This window comes from Brunnivagina elsteri CCALA 953 (genome assembly GCF_002289455.1).
GTDB classification, from domain to species: Bacteria; Cyanobacteriota; Cyanobacteriia; order Cyanobacteriales; family Nostocaceae; genus Brunnivagina; species Brunnivagina elsteri.
In genome coordinates this window covers 1-3,138 of the sequence record NZ_NTFS01000574.1, presented here as the reverse complement: position 1 = coordinate 3,138, position 3,138 = coordinate 1, and the positions used below count along the sequence as shown (strand labels likewise).

Annotated in this window: 1 protein-coding gene and 1 pseudogene; both read left to right on the top strand. The window is 36.7% G+C overall.

The window, feature by feature from the left end; genetic code table 11:
- Positions 1-345: 345 nt before the first annotated feature.
- Complete coding sequence (gene mobV / locus CK510_RS28535) at positions 346-1,932, top strand: MobV family relaxase (RefSeq protein ID WP_095724856.1); 1,587 nt, start codon at positions 346-348, stop codon at positions 1,930-1,932.
- A 720-nt stretch (positions 1,933-2,652) separates the two neighbouring features.
- Positions 2,653-3,138 (top strand): annotated as a pseudogene (locus CK510_RS28530) (hypothetical protein); the annotation flags it as partial.

Sequence of the window (3,138 nt, the reverse complement as noted above, 5' to 3'; positions counted from 1 at the left end):
TCGGTACATGGTATCTGTGTTGATGGCGGCTCTTCCATAATCTTTCTGTCAATAGGGTTTGAGATGCGCTAACCCTGCTATATAATCAATACTACTAAATATATTTAATGATATTGAATGTAACTAAAAATTAATCATTCATGACAACCTCCTCAGTCTTTATACACAAACTAGTGACTAAAAAAATACAAAATTATTTTCATAGTACGTAACTATCAAATATAAAGTTTGGACATTTTTAGACATTATTGGATATTTTTAGATATCGATTATTTTTGAATAAGATAAGAATGTAAAAAGCAATTATTAATATTTTCTCAAATAAAAAGAGAAAATCATCAAATCATGACTTTTGCAATTTGTAGAATCCAAAAAATCAAATCTTGGGGAGTTCTGACTCGCAGTGAAGTACATACTTCTAGGCTGGTAGATATACCTAATGCCAACCCAGAGATAAAGAATATGAAAGTTGTTGGAAATAACGACAACCTCGATTTAGCAACTTTGGTTAGAGACAAAATTGGTTCCCAAAAAATTCGCTCTGATGCAGTCTTAGCAGTGGAGATGCTGCTCAGTGCAAGTGCAGAGTATTTTCGTCCCCATGCACCATATGAAGGTGGAAGCTATGATAAACCGCGTTTGGATAAGTTTGTTGATGCTGTTGTTAACTGGTTAAATAAATCCTGGGGAAATAGAATTGTCCAAGCAGAGTTACACCTTGATGAAATCACACCCCATATTCATGCTTACCTCGTACCATTGAATGAGCATGGGAAGCTTAACTGCAAAGCGCTGTTTGGTACGAGAGCGAAAATGCATGAATTGCAAGATAGTTTTGCTGCTGCTGTCGCACATTTGGGACTTCTACGAGGGATTAAGGGAAGTGTTGCCAGTCATCAGAAAATTAGGAAGTATTATGCTGCTGTAAATCAAGATTCTCTGGTTCTCGATTTAGAACGTTGTTTACCTCAACCGCAAGCAGCAGAAAACAGTGAAGTGTATAGACAGAAGGTAATCGAGGTATTGAGTCCACAATTGGAGATTATTAATTACCAATTGAACGAGCGATCGCACATTCTCCAACAGAAAACTGATTTAAAGGAAACCGCATCTAGGAGCGAACTGCTAAGACAGCAGCTAGAGAAGGAATTAAATCTGTTGCAAGCAAGTAGGCAAAATTTACCTGTCGAATTGGTAGCTTACGAATTGGGGTTAAATCCGGACAAGCAATTTCATGGCACTGCAATCGATTTGGTGATGGGAATTAACCAGTGCAATTTTAATGATGCGGTGATTTGGTTATGCGATCGCTTTGGTGAAACAAAGATGCTGCAAGCAGTTCATAATTACACAATTGCACAAGCTTCTGATATTGCCAAGCAACATTCACCAGTAATATTTGCTCCACCACTAAACTCTCCTTCCCACTGGCAGCAAGTCGAATATCACCTAAACCAAAAATATTCGATTCCCCCAAAACTCTTACAAACCCTAAATCAACGAGGTTTGGTGTATGCAGACAATTTTGATAATGGAGTATTTCTAGCTCGGAACCTTAATGGACAAGAAACGGGAGCTTATTTGTATTCTCTCAAAAGCAATAATAAATTTAGCTTACATCCTGGTAGCAGACGTTCAAGTGGTTGGTTCCATTTGAGTATGGGTGGTGCAAACCGTGAAACCATTGAAACTGCGATGCTAGTTGATTCTCCCATCAATGCATTATGCGCGATCGCATGTAATGTTCCTCACAAACACAGAACCCTTTACCTCACTCTCGATAGTCAACATGCACCATTCCCGTTGGAAATTCTCAAAACGATACCAAATGTAATTGTTGCAATGTCAGAGTCAAGGGTTGTGCCGACACGAGAGCTTTTACCTCGTGCTGTAAGTCAATTGAAACACAAAGAACAACAGCAATATTACTAACATCATACTTGCTGTATAAAAGTTAAAATTTGCCTGTTAAGCAAAATTCAGTGTGGCAAGTTAGAAAAGTCACTTCATGCTTATTCAGATGATGAGAGAAAAATAGCCTGATGTAGAAAAAAGTCAGCAACCACAAGGATAATGCCGTTTTCTATTTCCCTCTAGCACTTAATGCTGATTCCTAAATAATGCGTCTTTTAAGCGGTTAATAGCCAGCGATTAACTGCTTAATGGCGGGTGAAATTATCATTTTTATTCTCAATCTTGCGTATATATATCCAAGATTATTACTAATTTGTGTAAATAAAAAGCTTAGTTTGTTTAATAATTATTTTACTTTCAAGGAAAGATTTAATTTAGCTTGTAATATTTTTGATGCTTTGAAATTTTTAAGCTAGCATGAATTTACTTAAGCGCAATTTAAAGCGCATATAAAGTTCACGTTATTCTTATTTCCCATTTACTCTTAACTGATGAGAATAACGTAACTTTTACAACGGATTTCCAGGGTGTTATCTATTTAATTTCTCGCTAAATAAGGTGCAAGGGTGTCAATAACTTAAATCTCCCAATTTTGGAGCATAACCAGGCATTCTGTCTGGTTTTTTCTTCAGCTAAAATCACCTCTCGCTAATCAATTCTATAAGACAAATTTATACTCAGACTGTTTGTTTGAGTCGATTTAAGTTGCGAAGAAATAAAATAGCAAGTTGGTCATTTATGAGCCAAAATGAAAATCAACAATATCAACCAGATATTGCCTCTGGTAATGATTTACAATTCCCAAGGGTATCCATTTCTTATTGGCGATTTCATGATACATCTTGGAGGGTTTATCAATTACCAAATGGGGCTAAATTGATGAGCGATCGCCAAATGGCGCAATTAGTTAGTCAGCCGAAAAAGACTGTCAGGGAATTTATTGAGTTGCATAATTTAGAGATGATGGATGTGCGAGTTGAAAATGGTAAGGTAATCCGAGTTTATCCTCTATCTGTGGCAGCAATTTACTTGTCTACACTTTTAAGGGATGGCAATTTGGATCGGCATCCTTTAAGTATTTCCCGTGGGAAATGGCATTCTTTAATTAAAGCATTATGTAAGAAAGAACCTGGTCGAGGAAGTATGCCGAATCCTTGTTTTTTTACTGGTGATTATCGAGTTGAAATTGCGAATCCACTTCGACTTCAATTAGAAGCTAATATC

Coding starts and splice junctions, on each gene's coding strand:
- mobV (WP_095724856.1), top strand. CDS start 346: ATGACTTTTGCAATTTGTAGAATCCAAAAAATCAAATCTTGGGGAGTT.